Genomic DNA, 2,799 nt, shown 5'->3' with positions numbered 1-2,799 from the left:
GGGCCGAGCTGCTGCGGATGCAGCGCGGCGGCTGCCACCCCAAGGACGGCTGCTTCGAGAAGCGCAAGAAGTTCCGGGGCGCGGACTTCCCCTACCTCGCCGCGAACGTCACCGACGAGAAGACCGGCAAGCCCATCCTCAAGCCGTACACGGTCTGGCGGCACAAGGGCGTGAAGATCGGCATCATCGGCCTCACCCTCAAGGGCACCCCCGACGTGGTCACGGCCGAGGGCGTCAAGGGCCTGAAGTTCGCCGACGAGGTCGCGACCATCGACAAGTACGCCAAGGAGCTCGACCGCCAGGGTGTCAAGGCGATCGTCACCCTCGTCCACGAGGGCGGCATGCCGGCCTCCGGCGCGTACAACGACGACTGCGACAGCCCGGGCGCCGGCGCCGGCATCTCCGGCCCGATCGTCGACATCGCCAAGAAGGTCACCCCGAAGGTCGACGCCTTCATCACCGGCCACACACACCAGGCGTACGCCTGCACCATCGCCGACCCGGCCGGCAACCCGCGCACCGTGACCTCGGCCGCCTCCTTCGGCCGGCTGTACACGGACACCAAGCTGACGTACGACCGCCGCACCCGCGACATCGTCCGCACCCCGGTCGCCCGGCCGCACGCCACCAACCACGTCGTCGACCGCGACCGGCCCAAGGCCGCGGACATGACCTCCCTCATCGCCCGCTGGAACGCCCTCGCCGCCCCGATCGCCAACCGGCCCGTCGGTTACACCACCGCCGACATCAACGGCCGCGGCTCCGAGGCGTACGAGAAGCCGCTCGGCGACGTGATCGCCGACTCCCAGCTGGAGGCCCTGGCCCCGGCCGACAAGGGCGGCGCGCAGATCGCCTTCATGAACCCCGGAGGCATCCGCTCCGACCTCGCCTACAAGGCGGCGGGCAGTGAGGGCGACGGCGTCGTCACCTACGGCAAGGCGTTCACCGTCCAGCCGTTCACCAACATGATGCAGACCGCCGACCTCACCGGCGCGCAGGTCATCTCCGTCCTCCGGCAGCAGGTCAGCGGCGCGGTCAACGGCCCCCAGCCGAAGATCCTGCAGATCAGCAAGGGTTTGACCTACACCCTGGACCTGACGAAGACCGGCGCCGACCGCGTCGTCGCCTCCTCCGTGAAGCTCGACGGCACGGCGATCGACCCGGCGAAGACGTACCGCGTCGCGGCCAACGAGTTCCTGATGGGCGGCGGCGACGGCTTCACCACCTTCAAGGAGGCCAAGAACAAGCGGGTCGGCGCGTCGGACCTGGACGTCTTCCTCGCCTACCTGGGCGCCCACTCCTCCAAGGCCGCCCCGCTGTCCCCGCCGAAGGCGGACCGGATCACGGTCGTGAAGTAGCCGGTCCCGGCCGGTGAACTTCTCTCCCGCCGCCGGGTGCGCCGGCCCGGCGGCGGGAGAGAAGCTACGACACCACCGCCGTCAGCAGCTTTGGTCGAAGATCTCCTCGGCCCGGGAGACCGTGCACGCACGGTCCACCCAGGTACCCAGCACCTCAAGGTCCGAGCAACCGATGACGCGCTCCCGGAGCTCTGCCGGCACGGTGATCCCGCGGACCTCCAGCATGCGCAGCACCGTCTCGGCCCGCTCCTGGGCCCGCTCCGCACGCTCCTCGGCGCGGCCCCTGGCCATGCCCTCCTGGAGCGTCTCCTCGATGATCGTCCCGCGTCCGGGAAAGTACGTGCGGATGGCCATGAGCTTCCTCCAGGTCTCCCTCGTCTTGGTGTCTCCCAAGGCGATGTCCAACAGCTCCACGTAGTAGGGGACGACAGCCCGGTCGGCCGCCCCCAAGGCGCTTGCCAGTGCCTTCAGTATGTCCGCGATCCCGGGGTCCCGCGCGTGAGTCATCGCGGAGAACGCCGCGAGCGTCAGGTCGCGCGCCGCCTCCTCCGCGTCGAGGATCTTCGGAACGTTCCCCGGGCCGAGGACCATGGGACGCACCGAGAGCGAGTGCCAGCTCTCCGGCCCCAGGTGGAACGGGCCGGCCGCCCAGTCAGCGGTCGCCTTGTCCTGGCAGCACACGAGGAGCAGCACCGGGCAGGTGTACTTCGACTTCAGGAACGCCAGGTAGTAGGCCCAGCTCACCACCTTGTCCGCGTCCTTGCGGCCCTGCGATTCGATCGCGACCAGGAAGGTGCCGCTGCCGTCGCTCGGCTCCACGCGCAACAGGCTGTCGACGCACCGCTCCAGCGGTCTGATCTCCGTGAGGTCGGGCGACAGGATCTCCACCGACCTCTCGGGAGGCATGTGGACCCCCAGAAGCCGGAAGACAGGGGCCAGTAGCGGCGGTTGTTCCTGGAAGACCCGGTGCGAGGCCTCGTGTTGCGATGTGACCATGAGCCGAACGTAGGACTGCCGCAGGGCGCGCATCCCGCTTTCGTCAAGCGATCACCCATTCGATCCCTGGCGCGGTCAAGCGTTCCATGGCGAACTCGCGTTCCTCATCGTTCGCCACGGCGCGCGGCACACGCTGAAGGGCCCCCCTCGTCCACCTACGAGCTGCACGTCGAGCGCGCCAAGGAACCCTGACCGGACCCGGATTCCTCCAGCCGCGCCTCAGACGCCCCGCACGTCCGCCGGTGGCTCCACCGACGCGCCGGGCAGGCGGACGACGGCGAGTGTGCCGCCGCCCTCCGCCGGGCGGAGGCCGACCTCGCCGCCGGCGCGGCGGACGGTGCGGGCGACGATGGAGAGGCCGAGGCCGCTGCCGGGGAGGCCGCGGGCGGCCGGGGAGCGCCAGAACCGGTCGAAGACGTGCGGGAGTTCCTCGGCCGGGATGCCC

3 protein-coding genes are annotated in these 2,799 nt (G+C 70.2%); 1 reads left to right on the top strand and 2 read right to left on the bottom strand.

Annotated elements, in window-relative coordinates:
* On the top strand, positions 1-1,358 hold a 1,358-nt coding region (locus JNW98_RS07405), incomplete at its 5' end, for a bifunctional metallophosphatase/5'-nucleotidase (protein WP_223767285.1).
* Positions 1,359-1,439: 81 nt separating this feature from the next.
* On the opposite strand, the gene JNW98_RS07400 is transcribed toward JNW98_RS07405, so the two are convergent.
* Together JNW98_RS07400 and JNW98_RS07395 are read right to left on the bottom strand one after the other, a co-directional pair.
* On the bottom strand, positions 1,440-2,264 hold the full coding sequence (locus JNW98_RS07400; RefSeq protein WP_223767284.1) for an RpnC/YadD family protein: 825 nt from the start codon (positions 2,262-2,264) through the stop codon (positions 1,440-1,442).
* A 309-nt stretch (positions 2,265-2,573) separates the two neighbouring features.
* Positions 2,574-2,799 (bottom strand): sensor histidine kinase (locus JNW98_RS07395; protein ID WP_223767283.1); only part of this gene is annotated, 226 nt, incomplete at its 5' end.

Source organism: Streptomyces huiliensis, assembly GCF_020037025.1.
In the GTDB taxonomy this organism is placed as follows: domain Bacteria; phylum Actinomycetota; class Actinomycetes; order Streptomycetales; family Streptomycetaceae; genus Streptomyces; species Streptomyces huiliensis.
This window is presented reverse-complemented; position numbering and strand designations above follow the sequence as displayed.